Genomic DNA, 22,582 nt, shown 5'->3' on the forward strand with positions numbered 1-22,582 from the left:
TCCTTTGAGGCAAGTCAGGGCAGGCTTCCCTTTCCACTTAATTCGTTCTGGCGTTCAATACTCATCCTGATAAGAATTTCGTAAATTTCCTTTACCGATCCTAAATCAAGGTTGAGCTCGGTTGCAATATTTAATGCCCTGTTTATTACAACCTCGTTTTGCTTACGGTCATTTATGGAGGTTCCATTTATTCTTTTTGATTCAAGCACTTTCTCAGCAAGGTTAACTCGTCTATCAATGAGGGAAAGGATTTCCCTGTCAATCTCCTCGATTTCTTTGCGGACAGCTTCAAGTTCACTCAAGAGGACCTCTCCCTGTTAAAGGATATCGCATCTCTGTTATTTATACTGGTCTCTAGGACCTTTCCTTCCATACCGCAGCTTTCCCAGGCAGATTTAAGTTCTTTTACCTGCTCGGCCTTCACCAGTGCTACGTAGGAAGGACCGGTTCCGGAAAGGCTAACTCCTTTTACTCCGCACTCCAGAGCCCTGAGCATGTATTCCGTATCAAAACCAAGGGCTCCGCAGTAAAGAAAACCATTAAGTGTCATTGCGCGCTCGTATTCCCCTTCAAGGGCAAGCCCGTATGCCATTTCTACATAAGGTGCAATCAGCCGGGAACGTTTCACATTTGTGTCCGCACTGAAAGCCTTTTTTATCGGAGTAAATATCAGGACTTTTGAATCGGCTTCTTCGCGCCTGATAAGTTCCATATTTCGGTTATCAGTGACAACAATCCCACCTAAAAAGGAGGCACAGGCATCATCAAAAGCTCCTGTTACCGTAACTCCCACTTCTTTTGCAGCCCTTACCCCCAATTTTATGATCTCAAGAGGAGGCAGGATCTCACCAACTGCACGAAGAGTTGCAAGGACTGAAGCGTTTGCTGCGGCACTGCTGCTCTTGAGCCCTCCTGCAAGAGGGATTTCACTTCCTGTCCTTATAGTACCTTCGAGTTCAAGTCCGAATCGCTCAAGGACGAGTTCTACACAGCGTTCTATAAGGCGAGTGTCTCCTTCAGGCATCTCTTCAATTGAGCCAAAAATGCCAGATTTACCCTCTGAGAGTTCCACCTTTGCAAAGGTTTTTAAGTCTATCCCGAACGCTGCACCTTTCCATGTCGCTATGGCGTTTATTATGGTTCCAGCCCCGAAAGCGCAGGCACGCCCTTCAAGTGTCATCACGTCCAGAATGCTCTGATCTTTAATATTTTTTACCTCTCTTCAGAGCAGAAAGTGAGGTAAACTTAAATACAGGGTTCAGGATTTTATCTGCCAAAAAGGAAGAAGCCCCCAAATATACATAGTGAAGCCAAATTATATATATTGCATATTTATCTAAACACTAATAAATACTATAAATATGGAGTGAGCATCATCTAACTTCCAGGCCTGGCCTGAGCAACCGAAAATGGGGAATCCACATAGAGACCAGAAAAGTACAGCAGACAGGCGGATCCACTTATATTATTTCTCTCCCTAAACAGTGGGCCGAAAAAGTAGGAATCGAAACAGGGATGAGAGTATCCATTCAGGCTCAGCCAGACGGAAAACTGTTGATTGACCCTATTCTGGAAGGGCACACGATAAAAACGAAAAGGATCGATGTTACAGGCTATGAGGCAAAAGCTCTGGAAAGGGATATCATTGCTGCATACCTCTATGGTTATGACAGGATGGAGTTTACCTCAAAAAGAATACTTGCCGAGCAGAAACAGGTAATCCGGAAGGTGTGTTACAAGCTCATAGGCCCTGAAATCATTGAGGAAAGCTCAAACTGCGTGGTCATTCAGGACCTTCTTAACCCCAATGAACTCCATATCAAAAAAGGTATACACAGGATGTTCCTGATTACAGGCTCCATGCAAAAAGATGCCATACGAGCCCTCAAAACTGTTGACCATGACCTTGCTCTTGATGTAAGCCAGAGGGATGACGAGGTCGACAGGTTGTGTCTTCTGATTTCCAAACAGTTTCGTTCCGTGCTTTGCGGAGGAAGAATGCCCGATTCCTCGGAAACAAGTATCGAGGAATATCATGATTTCAGAATGGCGGCAAGCCCTATCGAAAGAATAGCAGACCATTCACAGAGGATTGCAAACGTTGCCTCAAAAATGAAGGAGCCATTCAGGGAAGACGTGATGGAAGTCATAGAGGACCTCAGCAACACCTACATGGGACTCGTTAAGCAGGCAGTAGATGCTCTCTATAATGCTGACACCTCTCTTGCGAACCAGGTAATAGACAGTATAGACGGTATGAGCTCGCGTGTAACGGAACTGCATGCGTATATTCTCAAACTTGAATCCCATGAAATCATGCTCTCCCTGGGGATGATCGTAGACAGTCTCTCAAGAATAGGAGACCTTGGTTCTAACATAGCTGAGATCGCCATAAATTCCGCGATAAGGGACAAATGAGGGAACAAATAAAAATCATTTATATTTTTAAGAGATGATGAATAAAAATAGGAAAAAATATAAAGGAAAGTACAGAACATCAGTACAAACATAAAAATTTAATAGAAAATGAAAAGAGTTACAGATGGGCTGAAAAAGTTCATTATAAAAAAGTTTTTTATAAAAGATATCCGGAAATCAGGCGATAAGAAGTAATTTATTTATATTCTGGTGTTATTTCACGGAGGCACTTTCTATATTTCACATAGAAAGAATGCAATGTTTGCTATTTATTCCAGGTATATCGGAAGGGAGATGTCAGTATCTCCAAGTTCTCTGATTTCCGCAGCTTAACAAATGGAAATTATTTATATGCATGGATCACTTAAATGAAAAGGTCACGAAAACACCAGTAAACCCATAAAGGAAAGCAATCCGAGAAATCCTTTGGTGTTATGCTTTTCCCAATGGAGGGAAGCCATGAATATGATAAAACGATTTAAGGTAAGCTTTTCAAAAGTGTTTAACAAACTGTTCAAGAAAAAAGGAGCATGCATAGGCATCTACGGCCCCCCCAATGCCGGCAAGACCACCCTTAGCAACCGCATTCTCAGGGACTGGGTCGGAGGCGAGGAAACCATGGGCTCGGTTTCACATATTGCCCATGAAACCAGGCATGCAAAAAGAAGAAACGCAGTCACTATCGAAACTAACGGGCATACTATCAGCCTTGATATTGTGGACACTCCCGGGCTTGCGACAAAGATCGACTTCCATGATTTCATGGAACAGGGAATGAGTGACTCAGAATCAAAGAAGAGGTCAAAAGAAGCGACAGAAGGCGTAATTGAAGCTGTCAAATGGCTGGATGACCTTGACGGAGTCATACTGGTAATGGATTCCACTGAAAATCCTTATACGCAGGTAAACGTAACCGTTATAGGGAACATGGAAGCCAGAAACCTGCCGCTTCTTATTGTAGCAAACAAAGTAGACCTTCCTGACGCTGATCCAGGAGTCATAAAGGAAGCCTTTCCTCAACACCCTATGGTACCTGTTTCGGCGCTTGACGGAGTGGGAATGGATTCATTCTACGAAGCTCTGGCCAAACAGTTCGGGTGATCAAAATGCAGGGAATCCAACTTGATCTGATATCCGAAGCCAGGATTTCTCAAATGGCTTCGATGGAAAAAGTTCGATACATAATCGATGAGGTGCGGAAAGGTAAAATCCTTGTGCTTGAAAAGGGTCTCAACCCTATGGAGGAAGCAAAACTAATTGAGATGACAATGTCAGCAATTCAGCCGGATGTGTTTTCTGGAATAGAGATGCAAAGCTACCCTGCAAACACGGACGTTTCCCTGCTGGGAAAGTTTTTCAAAAAACAGAGCAACAAGAGACTTACGGTTATAGGGCCCGCAAACCAGCTCAAAACTCTAAAAAAGGATAGGAATCTGATCAGTGCACTTGTCTCTGCAAGTAAGTAAACGAAGTGGAAACAATGTGTGCCCAGAAGACCCAAGACCTGGAAGCAAAAATATCCTCTCCCCAGCCCCTAGGCTCCTTTGAGATGGGCAGGAACGACGTTAACGTAGTCTGTACCTACGGGAAAATTGCAGTATGGTTCGGACGAAAGGTTCCTGATTACATCATAGCGCAGGTACTGATAGGAATCTCAAAGGTAGACCCTTCTACTGTTCACGAGTTTGAGATCATCTGTGACTTTGATGAGATCACGGAGTATGAAAGCAAAGGGTACATACTGGTGTCCTATGGTAAAACAGCCGGCGGCTATCGTGTAAACTACAGCATTCCGTTTTCCAACAAAAAAGCTCTCTTCCATCTATCCAGGTTCGTACTTGAAGAACTCCATAAAGGAGAGGTACGTAAGGACTTCTACTGGAACGGGAGTGACTGCGATATCCAGCGGCTCTACAAGGAATTCAAAAATAATATTGACAACTGGGAATTAAAAGCTATTAATTATAAGACTGAGCCGCAAACAAATCGCTAAAGTTCCGGCGCAGAACGGGATGAAAAGAAGCTTCCAGAAATTTATCCTGAAATCCTTACCAATAAGTTTAAGAAAATGAAAAAAGGTTATCTGGAAGGGATTTCAGGAATTATAATCTCAATATTTCTAGTGTTTACAGTCGTAGTCTCAGGAACTCCGCCAGTTTTGAGATTATTATTCAGTTATCCGGTAGAATTAAGTAAATAAAAAGTTAAGCAATTATTATTATAATTATTACATTATTGAGAACTCAACTCAATACTTTTTGGAGAACTTATATGAAAAAAGATCAGGTAAAAGACTGCGAAGATGTAATCTCATCAATGGAATTTATCGTGGAAAACATCAACGAGGTGATTAAGCTGCTTGACCGCGAAGCTATAATATGCATGCTTCAGAAGATCCTGGGAGGGGAAAGGGTCTTTTTAATGGGAGCAGGGCGGTCCGGGCTTGTTGCCAAAGCTTTTGCAATGAGGCTAATGCATCTCGGGTTCACTGTGTACGTTGTAGGAGAGACCACGACCCCCGCTGTCCGTCCACAGGATGTTGTGATTGCCATTTCGGGATCTGGAGAAACCCGTTCCATAGCAGACCTGGGAAAAATAGTAAAGGATATTGGCTCAACCCTCATAACTGTCACCTCCAAAAAGGAGTCCACACTCGGCAAAATCTCTGATATTGCCATGATCCTTCCGAGCAAGACCAAAAATGATCATGATGTAGGCGGCTCCCTTGAAAAAAGCATGAGAGGAGATTACAAGAATTCACCTCCGCTGGGAACTGCTTTTGAAATCATCTCACTTGTTTTCCTGGACTCATTAATTGCCCAGTTGATAACGCTTACAGGTGCTTCGGAAGCAGAACTCAAATCCAGGCACACAAATATCGAATAATGGATTGAGCATTGAATAATGGCTTTAAAATAACCGTAAAAATAACCGGGAACCGGAATAGTGGGTAACTTAAGAAAAAGCAGGATTTTAAAGGATATAATTTGCAGGGATATAAGGAGGGCGCAACTTGAAGGAAATTAAGTTTTCAGAAAACGTATCCCGGATAGATACATCCGGAATCAGAAAGATTTTCGAAGCTGCAGGCTCAGATGCCATCAACCTCGGGCTCGGGCAGCCTGACTTCGATACTCCCGAACACATAAAAGCCGCAGCAATCAAAGCCATAAATGAAGGTTTTACAGGCTACACCGTAGGTTCCGGAATCCCTGAACTGAGAGAAGCCCTGAGCCACAAATTCCAGGAGGAAAATGGGTTTTCGGTCTCTCCTCAGGAAATAATTGTAACCTCAGGAGCATCTGAAGCCCTTACCATTGCCCTTGCAGCCCTCCTCAACACGGGAGATGAGGTCCTTATCTCAAATCCCGGATTTGTATCCTATAATGCCCTGACGGAGATCATGAACGGAAAGGTGGTAAGCGTCCCCCTTGCAGAAGACCTTACTATGAAGCCGGAATCCGTGCTTGAGAGAATTACCCCTAAGACAAAAGCCATTATCCTTAATTCCCCTTCCAACCCAACAGGCGCTGTCTCAAGCAGAGCAGATATCAAAGCTCTTGCCGAGATTGCAGACGACCACAACATAACCATCATTTCTGACGAGGTATACGAGTACTTCATCTATGAAGGCGAACATGTAAGCCCTGCCAGTTATTCGGATAATGTGGTCACTGTAAATGCGACCTCAAAAAGCTATGCTATGACAGGCTGGAGGCTCGGGTACCTGGCAGGCAGAAAAGAGTACATAGCCCAGATGCTCAAAGTGCACCAGTATATACAGGCGTGTGCAAACTCAGTCGCTCAGAAGGCTGCCTATGCCGCAGTGACCGGACCAAAAGACTCTGTCAATGTCATGCGTGAAGAGTTCCGGAAACGCAGGGATGTGCTTGTAAAAGGGCTCAACGATCTGGGGATGGAATGTGCTCTTCCGAAAGGAGCTTTCTATGCCTTCCCTAAAGTCTCAAACTCCGCAGAGGTCGCCTCAAAACTGATCTCAAATGGTGTTGTCGTTGTCCCGGGAACAGCCTTCGGAAGCGCAGGTGATGGTTACATAAGGATTTCCTATGCAGCTTCAATGAAAGATATTGAAAAATCCCTGAGTATTATGGAAAAAGTGCTCTGAGACTTTTTTAAAGAGAAAGATCTTTTCTCTTCCTTTTTTCCAATTCCTTTATTCAAACTCCTTTTCATGTCTCTTTTCTCTTTTCTCTTTTCTCTTTTCTCTTTTCTCTTTTCTCTTTTCTCTTTTCTCTTTTCTCTTTTCTCTTTTCTCTTCCTTTTGTTCAACTTTTCCTTTTCTTTGCGCCTCTATTTTTATTCAGTTCCCTGTTTATGGGAAAACACCGTTTACTTTGGGAGTATTTATATTGAGGCATCCAGATACCTTGATATAAAGAAAAGAGCTTTTTGCAATTTTTCCACGGTCAGCTAATCGATATTATTTTGCAATGAGCTTTTTTTAACCAGTGATATTTCCAAAAATATTCCTGCGCATCGGAGGTATTCGCTGAAAGCGGTCTGTATAAAAAAGTATGTGTCACCAATAAGGGGAATTTCTGGATGTTTCCACAAGAATAGCTTCGGAAGAGAAGTATGAAAAAGCAATCTATGTTCCCGCTGGCTGCAACTAAGGGAACTCTTGTGTTCATATCTGTTTTTTTGTTGCTGAGCCCTGCTTCCGGTTCAGCGATCTCAACTCCAAACAGATCAAATGGCTATTTTTACGGAAGCGCAAACACCATAGAAGTTCTTCTGCTGGAAACCCTCGAAACTCCGGCTTTGCTTTTCACCCCGGAATCCTCACCTCCTTTAACAGGAAGTAGAGAAGGAAAAAATAACCACCTTGAGATAATGAGCCCCTTCTTAATCCTGGTTGCAGGCATCCTTGCCGGTTTTAATCCCTGCCTGCTTGCAGTAATGGCTTTCCTGGCTTCTGTCACCCTTGCCCAGCAGGGAGGAAGAAAAGAGATGCTCAAAATCACCCTGGGCTTTTCTGCAGGAATTTTCACCATGTATATGTTTGCAGGGATAAGCATTTTGAGTACTGTCAGTTTCCTGCCTGAAGTCCGAAGTCATTTTACGGCAATTACAATCCTGCTAACTACCCTGTTGGGTCTCTGGCACATTTATGATGCCTACTGGCTGAGAACACATGCAAAATCGACCTTCAGGACTCCGAAATCCCTGAAGGACTTTATGAGCAGGATGGGTGAAAAAAACCTCCTGCTTCTGTCCTTCCTTGCAGGAAGCATGTTCTCCCTGGTCAAAGCCCCCTGCGTCGGAGCAATCTATCTCTCAATCCTGAGTATGCTGGCAATAAAAACCGATGTAGCAAGAGGAATAGCATACATGGGAATATACAACCTTGGACTTCTGCTGCCTGTAATGTGCCTTGGCCTTTTGCTGGCCTTCGGACTCAGCCCGAAAAAAGTCACGGAGTTCAGAGAAAAAAGAAGAGTGGAGATTAGGCTGATAACAGGGCTGATTCTTATTGCCCTTGCCCTGTTGATGCAGCTCAGGATACTCTGAGTAGCCAGAAAAAGATCTGAAATTCTGATTCTGGCTAAAATCGGATTCTGGCCTAAACAACAAATCCTGCATGAAACAGGGTTCTGGCTAAAACATATCCTGAAAATAAATACAGGTAAGATAAGGAATCAGAAAGTGGATTCCTCATCCGGCTCTTCTGTTGAGGCCTCTTCTAAAGACTGACGACGCTTTTCTTCAATCAGCTCCAGAAGCTTGCTCATTACCTCTTCTATTCCTTCTTCGGTAATTGTGGATATGTTCAGCTCAACCTCATCTATTTTTCTGAACTCTGGCCTGTCAGCTTTGTTGGCAACCACAAGCATAGGAAGGTTAAAGTTTTCCCGAATTTCAGCAAGCAGGCGTTTCTGGTCTTCAATCTCATATCCGCAGCTCTCGCTTGGGTCAATAATGAACATTACAACTGCATCCAGGAAGTGGATTGCGGTAATTGCCTGCCGTTCAATATTGTTTCTCTCAGCCATAGGGCGGTCAAGGAGACCCGGGGTGTCCATAACCTGATAACGGACTCCATCCCGTGTGAAGTGACCTATGGTTACTCCTTTTGTTGTGAAGGGATACGGAGCAATTTCAGGGGTTGCACCGGTAATCTTTGTAACAAAACTTGACTTCCCTACATTGGGATAGCCAGCGATTACAATCGTTGGCTCGTCCTGGACATCAGGGAGTTTTCTGAGAATGTTTCTGGCTTCATTCAGGAAGAGAAGGTCCTTATTGATGGACTTGACAATGGATGCAATCCTTCCGAAGGCTTCTTTTCGGACAGGCTCGGGAAGATCGGCATCCCGGATTTTTCCGACATAGCTTCTTGCAACTTCATGGATCTTCCGGCTTGCCCAGTCCACGGATGCCAGAGACATCTTGAGTTTCTCGACACCTACAAGGACGTCGGTCAGTTCATAATAGAATGTGGGCAACTGTTCAAAACTTGGAAAACGCCTGACTATATTTGCAAGGTTATCAGTGAAAATGTTTGCAGCCGTCAGTACCATGGACTCGTTGGCTCTGAGCCGGCTGTCCCTCCCCTCAATAGTTTTCCCGGACATAGCTCTTGCTGCCCGTTTAAAAGCTTTATTAGTTAACTCCTCTGAAGTAGGAACTGTGTGAATTTTCTCAAAGATCATAATATTCTAACCCTCTGGGGGCTCTTTTAATTTATATAAAGGTTTTTCTGAGTGAAGAAGTTTAACAGAACAATCTAAAGTCCGTAAGCAAAAGTTTCGCAAAAGTTCCTTAGCGGGTTTTCTTTGCTTTTCTTATCCGGATTATCTGAACAGCTTCAGTCCAAGCGTTTTCTGTCCAAAACTTACAATACCGGAATTATTGCCCGGAAACATGATTAAGTTCTGGTCTTAAAATACCGCAACATACGAAATATTAATATAAGTTTGAAGTCTTCTGAGGTACTTCTCTTAAGATAGATTTGGAGCGGTATTTAATAACTGTAAAATTACTGTTTAATTTATTGTTGTCTATTACATGATCAATAACCAAATTACAATTATGGTTCTATCAAGAGTATTAATTACAAATTATTATAATAATTTATATAATAATTTAAATACAGACATGAAACAAGCTGTATTTCTAAGCAGAACCGGACTTTATTTATATTTGTAATTATAATTTGTATAAGGAATTTATAATCATTAATTATGGTAAATTAAGTGATGCACTATTCTCGATATATAGATTTTCAACGTATAGGTATTCTTGATGTATAGATATTATACATCATCCTGATACAAGGTATATGAAATTGATGGTGGTAGTATGGAACTCACTCCGATTCAAAAAGACATTATAATTACATTAATTAACCTTCAGCGGCAAAAAGATAGGGCAATTAAAGGGGAAGAAATTGCCGAAGTTATCCAAAGAAACCCTGGGACAGTCCGCAACCAGATGCAATTATTAAAGGCTCTTGGACTGGTCGAGGGTGTCCCCGGGCCAAAGGGAGGGTATAAACCAACAGGGGCAGCATATGATTCTTTACGCATCCAGCAGTTGAAAAACGAATCCGTTGTTCCGCTCTACAGGAATAATGTAATCGTTAATGGGGCAACAGCTGCAGAAATCAGCTTTACGACCGTCCGGAATCCCGATGCCTGTAACGGAGTAATCAGGGTAATAGGAAATATCAAGGACTTTGTAATGGACGATAAGCTTCAGGTGGGTCCAACACCTGTAAACCGTCTTATAGTCCGTGGAGAAGTTACAGGAAGGGACGACACCAATAACGCAATCCTTTTTAACATTACAGAAATGATCTCCCTGCCTAAAAAACATGTCAAACATTATATGAAGTATCCTCCGCTGCTTGTGAATTTCAATGCCAGTATTCAGGAAGCAACAAGGCTTTTTATCCGGAATAATGTACACGGAACTCCTGTGGAAGACAAAGGAAAAATCGTAGGGATAATTACTTACACCGATATCGCACATGCCATTGCACAGGGAAAACCCAATGTAAAGGTTAAGGACATAATGACAAAAGAGCTGATAACTGTTGATGGAGACATGCAGCTCTATGATGTGGTAAAACTCTTCCATAAATATAACGTTGGAAGACTGATTGTAACAATCAACGGAGTTCCAAAAGGAACCCTGTCAAAAACCGATGTGTTGAATGAACTTGCGGTGTATTGAAACTGCAATTTAATTAAGGGTACGTCAGACCGGAGGACAGAAGTCCCGGGTCTTCAAACCCCCTCAGCTTCTTTTAATATTTCTTTAGTCCTTTCGGTTCTTATTTTGCCTATATATTTTGCCTATATATTTTGCCTCTATTAACCTTTTATCGTGTTTTAAATCTCTTTATTCAGTCTCTTTTCATATTTTCGTGCCTGGCACTTAGCTCCTCTGCGATTTCATCAAGGGTAACGTTGTTTGCTGCAAGCATTACCAGTAGATGGAAAATAAGGTCTGAGCTCTCCGAGACTATTTCTTTATGGTCTTCGTTCCTGACTGCAAGTATAGTTTCAATAGATTCTTCTCCCACTTTCTCAAGGATTTTATTCATACCCTTGCGGTGGTTTAAAAGTTTGCAGACATATGAATTTTCGTCATAATTCTCTTTTCGATCCAGGATGATCTCATACACCCTGTTTAAAATGGATAAGTCAGCCTCCGGCATTCTAACACCTGTTTAAGATAAATACTCAGTTATGGTAAAATTCAAAAGAAGTAAAAACAGGAGGGTTATTCAAACCTTCCTGGGGTCGGTAATTTCTCCTGTGAGAGCGGATGCTCCTGCTGTTGCAGGGGAAGAAAGGTACACAAATGATTCTGCACTTCCTTCTCTGCCTTTGAAGTTGCGGTTGGAGGTCGCAAGGCCAACTTCTCCCGGGCCGAGAAGGCCGAAAGAGCCGCCCATGCATGGTCCACAGCAGGGAGATTCTACTATTGCGCCGGCGTTCATGAGTTTTTCAATATACCCGGCTTTTAACAGTTTCATGTATTCTGTCCTTGAAGCGGGCACAACAAGGAGGCGCACATCTTTTGCAACCGGTTCGTCACCCATGATATCCGCCATGAGCTTGATGTCTTCGAACCTGCCGTTTGTGCAGGAGCCCATAAAGATCTGGTCAATTTTCGTGCCTTCTACTTCAGTTACCGGCTTTACGTTATCAACATTGTGAGGGCAGGCTACCTGGGGTTCAAGGTCAGAGACATCATAATGCCTGACCTCCAGGTATTTAGCACTTTCATCAGACTTCCAGTACGGGTCAAGTTTATAGCCCGGAATACGCTCTTTCAGGTATGCTTCGGTAACCTCATCGGCTTCAATGATTCCTGCTTTTCCTCCCATCTCGATTGCCATGTTGGACATGGTCATGCGCTCAGGGATGGAGAGGGAACGAATTGTCGAACCTGCATACTCGGCTGCCATATACCTGGCACCTTCTACCCCGACATCCCCGATAAGATGCAGGATAAGGTCTTTGGAGTAAACGTGCTTCGGCAGTTTACCTTCGATTTCAAACCGGAAGGTCTCAGGAACCCTGAACCAGAGTTTGCCTGTAGCAAAAACGGCTGACATATCAGTAGATCCTATTCCGGTAGAAAATGCCCCCAAAGACCCGTATGCACAGGTATGGGAGTCAGAACCAACAACCAGGTCTCCTGGCAGCACATGCCCTTTTTCAGGCAGGACCTGGTGGCAGACTCCTTCATACACATCATAATTTAAAATGCCCTGCTCTTTCGCAAACTTCCTTAGCATGATATGGTTTTGTGCGGCATTAATTGAGTCTGCAGGGACCTGGTGATCGAATATGATTACGATTTTGCTGGGGTCCCAGACTTTTTTTTCTTCCTCATCTCTCATGATTTCGTAAAAGCCCTGGACTGCCAGCGGACCTGTGATGTCGTGGGTCATTGCCAGGTCTATGTTTGCCAGTACAAAATCCCCGGCTTTAACGGGAGTTCCGGAGGCCTTCGAAAAGATCTTCTCCGAAACGGTCATCGGGCGATTGTCACTACCAGACATTCCGGTCATGGGGAATAACTGGCGCTTTCTAATAAATAAATTTAATTGATGATTCCGAACATAAATGAAATTCAGGGCAGGAATAGCAGAATTTTTCCGCCTGAATTGCGCCGCCCGAGTTTCGCTTCGGGATCACAGGAAATCAGAGATTTTCTGGGAGTTGCACTGCAAGTGCAACAGTATGCGATCCTTTTCTCTGCACTCAAGAGGGCTAATTTATAGATTGTAGTAGTGAGCTTCGCTCGCTCAAGCGGACTAATTTATAAATATGAAGGGCCACCAGACAAGTTGGCGGAGGCACTTATGTTTACCTCTGAATTAAAAAGCGGTTTCCGGGTTTAAGGAAAGTATTCTCTCAGTCCGGGGGATATTTCTTCGGTATATTATCACTCTTAATTGCGGCACTGGTTTTTCGGGTTGTTTTTTTAGCTGGTGGCAGGCCGGCCCAGTTCCGTGCAGCGCGGGGGGAGGAAATGATAAATCTCCTCCCGGATTCCGGAATAGATCAAACAACTAATCAGGGACCACCGGGGTATCCTGAAATCCCGTGCCTCAATCGATGATTTTTGTAATTCCTCTGCTGTCGTGGACGATATAATTACACATATCTTTTTCCAGATTATTTCTTGCAATATCCGGACCTTCGTCCCCTTTTTCAAAATCCTCGTATTTTTCGTACATGGCAAGCGTATCCTCAAGTTCCGAGATATATCTGGAAAGCAGGGTATCTGCAAGTTTTCGGCTCTCTTCCGCAGAAATGTGATCCCCAAGTCCTTCACATTCGCATGTGTACAGTTTAAGCCCTTCAATGTAAAAAGGATAGGTGCTGCAGAGCATCGGGCGCACAGGATAAATCCTGCACTTGTTTGTGTCATTTTCGAGGAAAACGCAGTCTCCACTTCTTTTCCGCCTGAGCATCCAGCCATAGGTATGTATATTGCCCTCGGAGTCGATATCGTCCTTCAGGAGATCAAATATCTCAGGGAATTCCGGAGAGGACCCTCCATTTGCTTCTAAAGCTCTGGAATAACCTTCTTTATCCCGGCCTGCGTCCTCATCTCCGGTTTTCTCAGGCTGGCAGGCTTCAGGGATAAGAGGTCCTGCAACCTCAAGTTTTGAAAGCCCTGTATACTCCCGGATTTTCTCAATTTCCTGAGGAGTCAATACTACCCGGTTGTCCCCAAAAGCCCGTCTACAGCATTTCCCGCAGTGCTGGCAGGAAAAACCTGTTTTTTCGATTTCAGCTGCAAGCTTTTCAGGGTCAAGTCTGCGAGCTAATTCAATTTCTTTTTTGAGGGCGGCAATAAGAATGATCTGATACTTTGTTTTTTCGGATTTTTGTTTACTGCCTGAACCTGGAATTTCCATATACAGGTTCCTGTCCTGCAGGTACATCAAATTAACGCAGGCAACGGTATCACTTAATGTGAATATCATACCTGCAATTTCCCTGACAGTCTCACCGAATTCAGTCGATTTCGGAACAGTCTGCCCGGGAACGCCGAGCGGGTCCTTACCCCTGACCCTCCAGAACAACAGGGGCACCAATATAAAGGTGACAGCTGAAGTGAAAGACCAGGAGAAAGGCCCCTTCATAACGGGACTTCTGCTTGACAAGGACGTGTGGTCCAGCTACAGCAAAGTCATAGCTTTTGTCTGGCTAGATTTGAGGGCCATTTTATTCTTCCAATTTCCCGTAACTGACTCCGGCCCTATATCGATTGGATCTGAAAGCCAGAGACGCAACAGAAGATACCTAACAGTTTTCATGCGGAATGTAAAAAAAGTTAAATAATGAGCATAAAGCCAGAACATTTTCTGGCTCCACCTTCGCACCTGAGGCTCCCCACCTGCCCGCTTTACAGGTGAGGAATTCCAAGCATTGCAGGTGCCATCCACAAATTTGGGAGGTCTTTATGTTTTTAATGTCTGTTCGTATAGACATATGAATGTATAACAAGCTTATACTTAATACTTTTCATTTAATATATCGTATTTGATGTTATTAAATATAAAATATGTATTACTTATAAAGAGATTATGGCAATTCACTTTTATTCTTCATAGTATTCTCATCCTAACGAATTATCAAAGTTATCCCCCTTGATTTCGTGACATTGTCATGTGAGTTTCACACATAAAAGTTGCTATTCATGTATGTCACCAGTAGGATTGCCTCAAAAGGCAGAGGCAGCACAATGGCGTAATATAGCATAGCTTCTTGTCACGCCTTGAGAAAGTAGGTGCTATACTAAAGATGTTTTCAACAGAGATGCTTCGGGATTTCAGTCAAACGTTAGTTTTATTATTCATTAGTGATATATAATAAAGTTCGCACCAGCCAACTCTTTTATTTTAGAGAGGAAGTTAAAAAAACATATATAGTAATACGTATCATAACTAAAGTAGAATCATTCAAATGAATTTGAAATTACCTGGTGAGTGATAGAATGGAAACAGAACTTATGAGGATAGGGGTTTCACTTCCCGATACTCTTCTTGATAAATTTGACGGGATTATTGAAAACAGAGGTTATTCTTCCCGCTCGGAAGGCATAAGAGATGCCATTAGGAGTTATATTTCCTATTACGAGTTGATGAATGACATTAAAGGCCATCGTGTCGGAACAGTCGCGGTTATTTATGATCACACAAAACGCGGGCTTTCAAATGCCATAACTGATATTCAGCATCACTATTCTCACCTGATAAAGTCTTCCGTGCATATTTATCTTGATCCTGACGACTGTTTTGAAGTAGTCGTTCTGGACGGAAGCGGCGAAGAAATTGCAGAGCTTGCTGAAGCTATGATGGCTCTTAAAGGGGTAAAATATTCAAACCTCACAACTGTAGAATCAAACGAAAGTATCTGACCTTTTCACATAAGACTCGAACCAATGCTTCGGAGCCTTAAAGAAATCAAACCTGATAAGTGGGTGAAATTCACCTCGATTTTTTTCCAGTGAGGTTGAAGTTTGCATTTTCATTGAGTTAAAACATTTAACTACTGATTTTGAAAAACTCTAGTTTTTTAATAATTGAGTCTTAAGGTATGAGAATTTTTTGAATAAAATAACATTAATTCGAAAAATTGAGATGCAAATAATAGATAAAGTAGGACAAAAAGTAAAATTTATGAGAACTGGCCTCAAATCGAAACATCCTGAAAACGATGCCGCAAATATTTCCAAAAACCCGTGACCGATGTCAAAAAAATGGAAAGAAGTTTAATATAACTGACATTAAAGGGGGCTGGAGAATAATTTTTCATACCAGAGGACCATTTCTCCATAATATTCGATTTCTTTTAGTTGTGTTGCAGGCACAGACATTTTTTTAGTATGTTGCGGGTCGGGCCAGGCCCTTTGCGACGCAGGGGAGATTACTGAGAGATTCCTTCTATGGATTCCGAAATAGATCAACCAACTTATCAGGGACAAAACACAATTTCATAAACTGAAAATACTTTCTCAGCTGGATTTAGCAGGCTACTTCAGGTTCGATTCCTTCCTCAGGATTTGGGGAAATATCTGTGGGAACAGATGCAACTTTTTATCAATCCCGCATCTCAGGTCTAATCAGTAAGCTTTATATTGGAGACTCAATTTAATGATAATTTCTATGTGGCAGACACTACTCAAAAAGTTCGAGAAATACCCGGCACAGGCAAAAGTACTTAAGTTACTTTTTGAACGCGGGTTTCAGGTGAACGAGGAAGGAAAGGTAACTTCCGGAAGCATCGAGATCGCACACACTCAGCTTGCAAAGGAAGTAGGGGTTGACCGGAGGGTGGTTGACGCGACCACAAAGACCATCATCTCTGACGAACTCCTGAGCACTATATTCAAAAATGTTCATTCAATCCCTTTTCTCAGAGACGTTGCCCCTGCTCTCGGGCTCGGGGTAATCATAATCATCCCTGAAGACGCTGCTCACATTGGAATCCTTGCAGAAGTTGCAGGCCTGATTTCAAGACACAACGTAAGCATTCGCCAGGCCGTCTCAGATGACCCATACTTTACGGACAGTCCCAGGCTCACCATCGTTACCGACCACAAAGTCCCCGGAGACCTTGTTGACGATATCCTTAGCCTGCCCTCAGTAAAAGGAGTAAGCATCTACTGAAAAAAAGGGAAGCCGGAACAGCACTCCGACTCCAAGAAGCCCTGCTATTAAGATCTTGTTTCCGGTATTCAAGGTAGTTTATCTCCTGAGATTATATATCTCCCCTTACAACCCCTTCTGCAACCGACGATTTCCCTTTCAAAGCTGCCTTAAAGCCCTGACATGACCCAGTTTTGAGGCCCTCCCGGCAGGATAGACCCCCGAAAGCACGGACACGAGTAAGGAGACTAGGATCCCGGCTGCAAGAATCTTGAAGTTTAAGGCAGTAAGGTGTTCGGTATCCGATTTCAAGCCTTGACATTAGCAGAGACCTTCCTACTCTGTCTATGAGGGCTGCAAAAAGGACGCCAAAGAGATCCCCTAAAATCCCTCCAATGGTTCCTATAAACAGACATTCGGCTAAAAACATCCGCAGGATGTAAGATTCCGAAGCCCCGAGAGCCTTTGAAATCCCTATTTCCCGGGTCCTTTCGTAGACCGAGACTACCATTGTGTTGACCACCATCAGCCCGCCTACAAGCAGGGAAATACTTGAGAAAAAGGCAAGGACAAGGGTCACCCCGTTCATGATCCTGTTTACCGAGTCGATTTCGTCCTGGGCACTTGAAGAGGAAAGCCCGAGTTTTTCGACCTGCTCCCTTGTTTCGTGAACCTGCGAAGAACTCTCCACCTTTATCAGGACCCCGTCATAATACTCCTTTTTGCTGAGTTCTTTTGCAGATTCAAGCCTCATGAAGGCCCCTGAATCGAGTTCGTTTCCTGCAGGTTTCAGATGGCCCACAGGAATAAAACTTATTTCCCTATAAAGAGGCCCCGTCTTCTTCATAAAGGCGCAGCCTGACCGTAATCAGGTTCCCTATTTTGGCCCCGTCTATTTATTCCAGTTTTTCCCGCAGATCACTTCCAAGTACGATCTGGTTCTGGTCACTATCGAACCAGCTCCCTTCGGCAAGTTCGAGCTCATTTGCAGTCCTGTAATCGTCCTGGACCCCGAACAATTCAAAATAGGTCCCTGAAGGGCTGACATAAGCATCCTTTACATAAGGGCATGCCACTTTCCCGTATTCTTGTATTTCCTCTACTTTTGAGTCGCTTATGAGGACAAGTCCGTCTTCCCTGAGCCCCGGAGATGCCTCAATTAAGGTCAGGTCCCGGGACTTCGGTATCTCTTCGATTGCATTGATACGAAGGTTTTCTCCGAACGAGACGACGGCTACTACCGTTACCACTCCGATAGCGATTCCGAGGAGAATAAACAGGGTTCTGAGCTTTTTAAGGCTTAACTGCCGTATTGCCATTGCGAACTCTTCAATCAAACCGTTCACCAATCCCTTTTTCCAGTTCCTGCCATGGGTGCAGGGGTCAGATCCACGCACATGAATAGATATAAGCGTAAAATATAAGACTTGAAAATATTGAAGATTACATTATTTCATAATACAATATTTAAATTAATTAACATAAATTATGGACATATAACTTTTGATATTTAGCGGAGACGTCCCTGAAGCAAACTCTTCACCGGATATAGTATAGATACGTCTCTTCAGACAATACAAATAAATTATCAAATAGCTCCATGCCTTTATACTGGCTGAATCTTATGATATCTGCCGGGAATTTGAATAATGAAAAAGCAGATATCCCAAAATATTTAGGAAAAAATTATTAAATTATTAATACAAAATTAATTCGATGAGTATAATTAGTTTGACTATATATGTTTTTAATATATGCAGATTGGAATAGTGATTCATAACCTACAGCTTATGGATTCTCCCCAGACAGTTAAAGACATTCTTACACTTATCTCCAGGGGAAATTGCATAAATGCCTGCCTCTGCGGTACCCTGGGAAAAGTTGCGGCGATTGATGCCGGCCTTGAAAACTTGATTGATATCGAGCAGTTTCTGAAACCCAGCGCCTGCATCGAGTCTCTTTTCGGGTCGAACGACATGGTGTGCCTTTTGAACCACGGCAGGGAGCTTCAAACCGGCCGGACTTTCGGAAGGATCGTGGTTTCGCATATACAAAATCCTGAAGAGAAACCCCTTCTTCAGATTGAAAGGCCCGGATGCCTTGATGGGGAACTCATTCCCTGGAACCAGGCTGCAGACCCCCATGCTAAAAAACTCTCCGGCCTTCTGAACCTTAAAATTTCCCCGCCTCCGATGCCAGTCAATACCATAGAAATCAGCAATCAGGGAAGGCATGTTCTGAGACGAATCTCAACCTTTCCAGGGGCAAACATAATGGTTGAAGGGATCGTGGTTGGGAAAGCTACTTCCTCTGAGGTCGTCCTCGTATCAGAAAACGGCTTTCTGACTTCAATAGAAGGAGGGACCATAAAGGAACAGGGTATCGAAATTCTCCATAAACATGGAGAAAGAGTGCCTGTTGACCTGTCCGGAGCCTGGGTAAAAACCACAGGTTCCCGAAAAAGTCCCGACGTCTGCAAAAGCCTGATGGAATACAAAACCGAAGGAATAGCGAAAACCTTTCCTTTGAAACAGTGTTTTTTGCAGGAGAAAATCCCGGAAGGGGGAGTTAAGGTCATTCTTATAGACCACTGCGCAGAGCATTCATTTGAGATGATGGAAGGGGCAGGTCTTGCCATTACTGTCGGGGATGACACGACAGAGCTTGCAGGAAATATCTTTTCCAGATTTGGAATCCCTATTCTGGGAATTACGGACGGGGACTGCGACGAACTTGCAACTGCAGTGAGCTATGCCCCATGTTCTCTAGTCCTGCGTTTAAAGCCCGGAAAGGATGATGAGTTCGGAAGGAAGCTTCAGCAGGATATATTTTCAGGAGAACATACCGCGTTTTTTGAAGATGTAGAGAGTCTGAAGCTGAGGATCATAAATCTTGCAGAAAATTCCCTGGAATCCATCTCAGAATACTGAGCCTTTACCTGCACTAACACAAAACTCGGAAAATGCCGGAAAAACCCAAAAAACCGGAAAACTCGGAAAAACATCATTTTGCCTGTAGAAATAAATATTTTCGGATCTTCGCTGTTTTGTATGGGTTGAAAACAATTTCTTAGTTCTAAAGTAACCAGGCAAAAGAGAGAAACATCGAGCTTGAATGTGATTTTCAACAACAAATGATTCTAAAGTTTATACATACTAATTCAACATTTAGTGGATGAATGTAAGTTACCCACATTAAATAGCGAAGAGCCTTTATAAATGATTCCCGAAAAGTTCTGGGGCCCTCCAGCCCCAACCTGAACTGAAACAAAATTCGGGTATTAGCGTAAAGCTAAGGGCTGTTACCCGGATAAATGGTTATAAATAAAAAAATGTGTATTTATTAATGTCGCTTCCGCCGACTCATAATCCACAAATATATGTCTCCAATTATCTCTTTTTTCAGGCGGAAGCAGGACTCCATAATTCTCAGATCCATAAAGGAAAAGTACATTACTTTTTCAAACCCTCAGACAAGTGTTGCCGAACCGTCATTATGGGCATTATAATAATTACTATTCATTGGTCATCGGTTAAGAGAGAAATCATAATAAATTACCCTATTTCTGTGACATATCTCGAAAACATATATTGATATGAAGTTGGAACAGGTATCGATTTTAGTATCGGTGTTCGAAATTTGAAACTAATTTATACTCTAAAATCGATAGCCTTCAGACAAAAAATGTCTTAACCGATGACCAATGGGCACGCATATAACTTTACTAATTGATCACTTTACATATATTTTAGAATTTATACTGATGACGGATATTTTATTTATTCTAAAACTTCTTTTAAAGGAACTTTTTCTTTCTCATACATTACACGAATTTCCTGCATAACTTTGAACGAATCCGCAGCTAAAGTCAAATATAAATAAAACAGTGGCATATCTTCATACATATCAGTAATAAATATTTGCTGAATTATTCCTGAATTCTTGCATAAAAAAGTCAAAAAATTTTCCTGAATATCGGATCAACTGAAGGGGGATTTTGTATAAGGAAAGTTCTTATTATCTGCCTGGTTTTGCTGGCATCTATTCAGATTGGGGCAGCCAGCCCTGTTGCAGAGTACCTGAAGCTCAGTACGGATGTAAACAATGGGTATGCAATTACCACTGTTGAAGAAAAGCTCAGCAACCCGGCTGAAACGGCTGTTGAAGACAAGTTCAGTTTTTTGATTCCTGAAGAAGCTTTCATTTCGGGCTTTACCCTGATTATTGATGGAAAAGAGTACAGGGCTGACGTACTTCCAAAGAAAGAGGCTTCCGAAAGATTTGAGTCTGCCGCATCGGAAGGAAGGACAGCAGGCCTCCTTGAAACAAAGGATGAAAACCTTTTCGCCTATGCCCTGAGCTTTGAGCCCGGGCAGAGCATCATCGTGAAGCTGACATATGAACAGGCGCTTAAGAAAACTCTTGGGGAATACGAACTCGTGCAGTTCCTGGAAAGCAGCCGTTCAGTGGCAAACTTTTCGGTAACCATAAACGTAAATTCTGCAAACCAGCTTATCCGCCTGGAAACCCCTGCTTTCCCGGAAGCTGAGGTGGAGTACCTTTCCTCAAACAGAGGGCAGGTACATTATAAGGCAGACTCGCTCCCCATCTCGGAACTCAGGGTAGTGTTTGAAACGGCAAACCCTCCGTTGAACGGGAACATGCTTTTTTACGAAAATGAAGGCCAGGGGTATATGATGCACATCTTTTCCCCTAGCGAAGAAGACCTCGGGACCTCAGCCATGAGCAAAGAAATAATCTTTGTCCTTGATAAGTCCGGCTCTATGCAGGGATACAAGCTCGAGCAGGTAAAGGATGCTTTCGGCAACATTATTGAGGACCTGCCCCCCGGAGATTACTTTAACATTATTTTCTTTGACAGTTCGATACAGAGCTATTCCGGAACCCTTATGGAAGCAAACGATGAGCAAAAAACCGGGGCTCTTGACTTTGTAAATAACCTTGAGGCAAACGGCGGCACAAACATAAATGAAGCCTTGCTTACAGCTCTTGGGATGTTCAACCTTGAGAGCGGAAGAGTGCCCATAATTGTTTTCCTTACAGACGGAGAGCCAACTGAAGGCGTTGTTTCCCCTTACGCAATCCGCCAGAACATTAAAGATGCCAATACCGCACATGTATCTATCTTTTCCATTGCCTTCGGGATTGAAGACGAAAATAACTATAGTTTCCTGAGAGCTATGAGCCTGGAAAATAACGGGACTGCAGAGAGGTTCGCTCCGGAAGATAACGCTTCTGAGGAAATAGGGGGCTTCTATAAAACGATTTCAACCCCCCTGGTCACGGACATGGACTTCTCCTACAGCAGTGGAATCTCCGAACTCGTAAACACCGGGGAAAAGAACCTATTTGCGGGCTCTGATACTATTGTCCTCGGGAAATACAGCTCTGAAACCAGCAAAATCCAGGCGGATGTTTCGGCCAGTACCAGGACCGGGGCTAGAATTTTTTCAAAAGAGTTTACTGTAAGCCCGAAAGGGGAAAATGCCTTTATCCCCAGGCTCTGGGCCTATACAACCATCGAATCCCTGCTGGATAGGATTGAAGTAGAAGGAGAAAACGAGCCACTTGTGTCTGCAGTAACGGACCTGGCCCTTGAATTTGAGTTTGTGACACCCTATACATCCCTCTTCGTGGAGGTACCTGAATTCTCCGGTCCGGAAGCAGACGATGGCGAAGAAACGGTTCCTGAAATGCCTGCTGGAGAGCCAGCTACAAAAGACGAAAGGGCTGCTCCATTAAGTAGCCAGATACAATCCTCCTCGGATTCTCGTTATGAGAGCAACATGGAAATTGAAGAGCCGGTAGAAGGAGAAGTTGCAGAAAAGGTTGCAGAAGAAAGTACACCTGGATTTGGAGCCCTTTTCACCTTTAGTGGACTCACCGGGATTGCGTATTTACTTCACAGGAGACAGAGATGAAAAGATGAACCGGAAGGTAGAGGAGGTTTTACTGAAAAAAAGATCAAAATCCTCTTCCCTTTTAAACTTTTTTGAA

Annotated in this window: 21 protein-coding genes; 12 read left to right on the forward strand and 9 right to left on the reverse strand. The window is 43.1% G+C overall.

Features of this window, described 5'->3' with window-relative positions:
• Positions 1–14: 14 nt before the first annotated feature.
• Positions 15–302 carry a chorismate mutase gene (locus tag EO92_RS11380; RefSeq protein ID WP_048133745.1) on the reverse strand — a complete coding sequence of 96 codons (288 nt, stop codon included), beginning with the start codon at positions 300–302 and terminating at the stop codon, positions 15–17.
• The gene (locus EO92_RS11385; RefSeq protein WP_048171703.1) at positions 299–1,180 is read right to left on the reverse strand and encodes a shikimate kinase; all 882 of its coding nucleotides are present in this window, start codon (positions 1,178–1,180) and stop codon (positions 299–301) included. The genes EO92_RS11380 and EO92_RS11385 overlap by 4 nt, the downstream gene beginning before the upstream one ends.
• 242 nt (positions 1,181–1,422) lie before the next feature.
• Here EO92_RS11385 and EO92_RS11390 point away from each other — a divergent pair, with 242 nt between their 5' ends.
• The 6 genes from EO92_RS11390 (at position 1,423) to EO92_RS11415 (ending at position 6,544) form a co-directional block, all read left to right on the forward strand.
• Positions 1,423–2,418 (forward strand): phosphate uptake regulator PhoU, encoded by a 996-nt coding sequence (locus tag EO92_RS11390; protein ID WP_082108090.1) that lies wholly within the window; start codon positions 1,423–1,425, stop codon positions 2,416–2,418.
• Positions 2,419–2,877: 459 nt separating this feature from the next.
• Complete coding sequence (locus EO92_RS11395) at positions 2,878–3,519, forward strand: Era-like GTP-binding protein (RefSeq protein ID WP_048133742.1); 642 nt, start codon at positions 2,878–2,880, stop codon at positions 3,517–3,519.
• 5 nt (positions 3,520–3,524) lie between these two features.
• Positions 3,525–3,884, forward strand: a complete 360-nt coding sequence (locus tag EO92_RS11400) for a DUF2073 domain-containing protein (protein ID WP_048133813.1) — start codon at positions 3,525–3,527, stop codon at positions 3,882–3,884.
• A gap of 14 nt (positions 3,885–3,898) precedes the next feature.
• Entirely contained in the window at positions 3,899–4,411 is a 513-nt protein-coding gene (locus EO92_RS11405; RefSeq protein ID WP_048133740.1) for a hypothetical protein, read from the forward strand.
• 278 nt (positions 4,412–4,689) lie between these two features.
• Positions 4,690–5,304, forward strand: coding sequence for a 6-phospho-3-hexuloisomerase (gene hxlB / locus EO92_RS11410; RefSeq protein WP_048141169.1), 615 nt, complete (start codon positions 4,690–4,692; stop codon positions 5,302–5,304).
• A 127-nt stretch (positions 5,305–5,431) separates the two neighbouring features.
• Positions 5,432–6,544: a pyridoxal phosphate-dependent aminotransferase gene (locus tag EO92_RS11415; RefSeq protein ID WP_048141171.1), complete on the forward strand. Its 1,113-nt coding sequence runs from the start codon at positions 5,432–5,434 to the stop codon at positions 6,542–6,544.
• Here EO92_RS11415 and EO92_RS11420 read toward each other — a convergent pair.
• Positions 6,484–6,708: a hypothetical protein gene (locus EO92_RS11420; RefSeq protein WP_048171707.1), complete on the reverse strand. Its 225-nt coding sequence runs from the start codon at positions 6,706–6,708 to the stop codon at positions 6,484–6,486. The genes EO92_RS11415 and EO92_RS11420 overlap by 61 nt on opposite strands.
• A 306-nt stretch (positions 6,709–7,014) precedes the next feature.
• Between EO92_RS11420 and EO92_RS11425 the strand changes: the two genes are divergently transcribed.
• Positions 7,015–7,950 (forward strand): cytochrome c biogenesis CcdA family protein, encoded by a 936-nt coding sequence (locus EO92_RS11425; protein ID WP_235283307.1) that lies wholly within the window; start codon positions 7,015–7,017, stop codon positions 7,948–7,950.
• 128 nt (positions 7,951–8,078) lie between these two features.
• Here EO92_RS11425 and EO92_RS11430 read toward each other — a convergent pair whose 3' ends face one another.
• Positions 8,079–9,092, reverse strand: a complete 1,014-nt coding sequence (locus tag EO92_RS11430) for an NOG1 family protein (protein ID WP_200895022.1) — start codon at positions 9,090–9,092, stop codon at positions 8,079–8,081.
• A gap of 649 nt (positions 9,093–9,741) precedes the next feature.
• On the opposite strand from EO92_RS11430, the gene EO92_RS11435 reads away from it, so the two are divergent.
• Positions 9,742–10,617, forward strand: coding sequence for a CBS domain-containing protein (locus tag EO92_RS11435; protein ID WP_048133733.1), 876 nt, complete (start codon positions 9,742–9,744; stop codon positions 10,615–10,617).
• Between the two features lie 172 nt (positions 10,618–10,789).
• Here EO92_RS11435 and hisE read toward each other — a convergent pair whose 3' ends face one another.
• The 3 genes from hisE to EO92_RS11450 form a co-directional block, all read right to left on the reverse strand.
• Positions 10,790–11,104, reverse strand: coding sequence for a phosphoribosyl-ATP diphosphatase (gene hisE, locus EO92_RS11440; RefSeq protein WP_048171710.1), 315 nt, complete (start codon positions 11,102–11,104; stop codon positions 10,790–10,792).
• 69 nt (positions 11,105–11,173) lie between these two features.
• On the reverse strand, positions 11,174–12,436 hold the full coding sequence (locus EO92_RS11445; protein WP_048162093.1) for a 3-isopropylmalate dehydratase large subunit: 1,263 nt from the start codon (positions 12,434–12,436) through the stop codon (positions 11,174–11,176).
• 576 nt (positions 12,437–13,012) lie between these two features.
• Entirely contained in the window at positions 13,013–13,855 is an 843-nt protein-coding gene (locus tag EO92_RS11450; protein ID WP_156165809.1) for a YkgJ family cysteine cluster protein, read from the reverse strand.
• 1,055 nt (positions 13,856–14,910) lie between these two features.
• Between EO92_RS11450 and nikR the strand changes: the two genes are divergently transcribed.
• The gene (nikR, locus tag EO92_RS11460) at positions 14,911–15,333 is read left to right on the forward strand and encodes a nickel-responsive transcriptional regulator NikR (protein ID WP_048171714.1); all 423 of its coding nucleotides are present in this window, start codon (positions 14,911–14,913) and stop codon (positions 15,331–15,333) included.
• Positions 15,334–16,081: 748 nt separating this feature from the next.
• The gene (locus EO92_RS11465) at positions 16,082–16,585 is read left to right on the forward strand and encodes an amino acid-binding protein (RefSeq protein ID WP_048171763.1); all 504 of its coding nucleotides are present in this window, start codon (positions 16,082–16,084) and stop codon (positions 16,583–16,585) included.
• Between the two features lie 91 nt (positions 16,586–16,676).
• Here the strand turns inward: EO92_RS11465 and EO92_RS18595 are convergent, their stop codons facing one another.
• On the reverse strand, positions 16,677–17,411 hold the full coding sequence (locus tag EO92_RS18595) for an ABC transporter permease (RefSeq protein ID WP_235283309.1): 735 nt from the start codon (positions 17,409–17,411) through the stop codon (positions 16,677–16,679).
• Positions 17,412–17,460: 49 nt separating this feature from the next.
• Entirely contained in the window at positions 17,461–17,901 is a 441-nt protein-coding gene (locus tag EO92_RS18600; protein WP_235283310.1) for an ABC transporter permease, read from the reverse strand.
• A gap of 417 nt (positions 17,902–18,318) precedes the next feature.
• Here EO92_RS18600 and EO92_RS11475 point away from each other — a divergent pair, with 417 nt between their 5' ends.
• Together EO92_RS11475 and EO92_RS11485 are read left to right on the forward strand one after the other, a co-directional pair.
• Entirely contained in the window at positions 18,319–19,494 is a 1,176-nt protein-coding gene (locus EO92_RS11475; protein WP_048171716.1) for a DUF2117 family protein, read from the forward strand.
• Positions 19,495–20,595: 1,101 nt separating this feature from the next.
• Positions 20,596–22,506 (forward strand): VIT domain-containing protein, encoded by a 1,911-nt coding sequence (locus tag EO92_RS11485; RefSeq protein WP_048171721.1) that lies wholly within the window; start codon positions 20,596–20,598, stop codon positions 22,504–22,506.
• Positions 22,507–22,582 lie beyond the last annotated feature (76 nt).

This window comes from Methanosarcina sp. 2.H.A.1B.4, from assembly GCF_000979385.1.
In the GTDB taxonomy this organism is placed as follows: domain Archaea; phylum Halobacteriota; class Methanosarcinia; order Methanosarcinales; family Methanosarcinaceae; genus Methanosarcina.

Bases quoted from the DNA above. Each gene is read 5' to 3' on its own strand.
- EO92_RS11385 (WP_048171703.1), bottom strand. From the start codon at position 1,180: ATGACACTTGAAGGGCGTGCCTGCGCTTTCGGGGCTGGAACCATAATA.
- EO92_RS11395 (WP_048133742.1), top strand. From the start codon at position 2,878: ATGAATATGATAAAACGATTTAAGGTAAGCTTTTCAAAAGTGTTTAAC.
- EO92_RS11400 (WP_048133813.1), top strand. From the start codon at position 3,525: ATGCAGGGAATCCAACTTGATCTGATATCCGAAGCCAGGATTTCTCAA.
- EO92_RS11405 (WP_048133740.1), top strand. From the start codon at position 3,899: ATGTGTGCCCAGAAGACCCAAGACCTGGAAGCAAAAATATCCTCTCCC.
- hxlB (WP_048141169.1), top strand. From the start codon at position 4,690: ATGAAAAAAGATCAGGTAAAAGACTGCGAAGATGTAATCTCATCAATG.
- EO92_RS11425 (WP_235283307.1), top strand. From the start codon at position 7,015: ATGAAAAAGCAATCTATGTTCCCGCTGGCTGCAACTAAGGGAACTCTT.
- EO92_RS11430 (WP_200895022.1), bottom strand. From the start codon at position 9,092: ATGATCTTTGAGAAAATTCACACAGTTCCTACTTCAGAGGAGTTAACT.
- EO92_RS11435 (WP_048133733.1), top strand. From the start codon at position 9,742: ATGGAACTCACTCCGATTCAAAAAGACATTATAATTACATTAATTAAC.
- hisE (WP_048171710.1), bottom strand. From the start codon at position 11,104: ATGCCGGAGGCTGACTTATCCATTTTAAACAGGGTGTATGAGATCATC.
- EO92_RS11445 (WP_048162093.1), bottom strand. From the start codon at position 12,436: ATGACCGTTTCGGAGAAGATCTTTTCGAAGGCCTCCGGAACTCCCGTT.
- EO92_RS11450 (WP_156165809.1), bottom strand. From the start codon at position 13,855: ATGTACCTGCAGGACAGGAACCTGTATATGGAAATTCCAGGTTCAGGC.
- nikR (WP_048171714.1), top strand. From the start codon at position 14,911: ATGGAAACAGAACTTATGAGGATAGGGGTTTCACTTCCCGATACTCTT.
- EO92_RS11465 (WP_048171763.1), top strand. From the start codon at position 16,082: ATGTGGCAGACACTACTCAAAAAGTTCGAGAAATACCCGGCACAGGCA.
- EO92_RS18595 (WP_235283309.1), bottom strand. From the start codon at position 17,411: ATGAAGAAGACGGGGCCTCTTTATAGGGAAATAAGTTTTATTCCTGTG.
- EO92_RS11475 (WP_048171716.1), top strand. From the start codon at position 18,319: ATGCAGATTGGAATAGTGATTCATAACCTACAGCTTATGGATTCTCCC.